The 1,131-nt window shown below is 67.2% G+C and carries 2 protein-coding genes; one reads left to right on the top strand and one right to left on the bottom strand.

Translation table 11 applies throughout. The features are described 5' to 3' along the window. On the bottom strand, positions 1 to 302 hold a 302-nt coding region (locus EV216_RS18435), incomplete at its 3' end, for a phage protease (RefSeq protein WP_243642132.1). Here EV216_RS18435 and EV216_RS18430 point away from each other — a divergent pair. After that, the gene (locus EV216_RS18430; protein ID WP_165899330.1) at positions 295 to 720 is read left to right on the top strand and encodes a hypothetical protein; all 426 of its coding nucleotides are present in this window, start codon (positions 295 to 297) and stop codon (positions 718 to 720) included. The two genes, EV216_RS18435 and EV216_RS18430, sit on opposite strands and share 8 nt — an antisense overlap. The last annotated feature ends 411 nt before the right edge of the window (positions 721 to 1,131 follow it).

The following is a 1,131-nucleotide window of genomic DNA, read 5'->3' as shown; positions in this document are numbered from 1 at the left end:
GCGAGGTTCAACAGCCGGGCGATCCGCGCCGTGAAGTTCTGCCCGGCGGCCATCGGGTCCTCCATCGAAGCGGCCAGGGGGGTGAGACGCAGGGCCGGATTATGCACCAGGCCCGCACTCGTAAGGTGGACAACGGTGCCATCCCCGTTGCGCACCATGATCACCGGGCTGAGGTAACGGTACTCCTTCGCGGCGATCAGCTCACATGCCCGCGCGGTCCACTCGACGCGGCCCCAGAGGCCATCGGCGCGGCAGGCGAGCTCCTTGATCCGGCCTGCCGCCGACACCGGCCCCGTGGCCAAGCCGATCCTGAGCCTTGAGCGCGAGGTCGATATCCCGCGCGAGGCGGACCCGGTGAAACAGGAGCTCATCCGCATGCGCGGCCAGTTGGTCGGGGCGACGGAAGCCGAGCGCGCCAAGATCGAGGAACTGATCCGGGCGCGCGCGCGCGATCTCATGGAAACCCAGACGCAGACCTGGCAATCGCTGGGGCAGATCGCCCTGACCTCGCTGAACGACATGGACGCGGGCATCCAGATGCTCCTGCGCGCGCTCCAGGAGGCGGCCTTCCTCGGCACCGGCCCGCTTGGGCAACTGTTCGGTGGGTTCCGGGCGTCTGGCGGAAGCGTCAGGCCCGGCCTGGCCTATGAGGTGGGCCAGCGCGGGCGTGAAGTGTTCGTTCCCACCGTCCCGGCACCATCATCCCGAATTCCGCCCTGACCGCAGGCCGCGGCGGCGCGGCGCGCGGACCGATCACGATCACCGTGAACGTCAACGGCGCGACGGGTGACCGCGAGATCGAAGAGCGCGCCTAGCCGAAGGAATGGGGGTATCTATCGACGGGCTTGTCGGTCGCACGGATGCTTGGCAGCCCAGCGAAGAGGATCGTCAGCGATACGCGCTTGCCCTCTTCGATACTGTTGTCGATCTCCTGCGAGAGATTGACCAGGCGCAATCCGAAAGCGCATCGCCAGTCGTCGCCAATGAGATGGTCGGCGGCAGGAGCCTAGAAAACTTCGCCGCTCGAACCATGCTCCTGGTCTTGCCCCCGTTTCACCGGACACTCAGGCGGTTGCGGTTTGAGCTGCGATGACCTCGCGGGGCGCGCGCATTTTCAGCCCTGAGTGCGGG

It is taken from the genome of Rhodovulum steppense (assembly GCF_004339675.1).
GTDB lineage: Bacteria > Pseudomonadota > Alphaproteobacteria > Rhodobacterales > Rhodobacteraceae > Rhodovulum > Rhodovulum steppense.
Note: the sequence above shows the minus strand (reverse complement) of the source record. Positions and strands in the feature narration are given on the sequence as shown.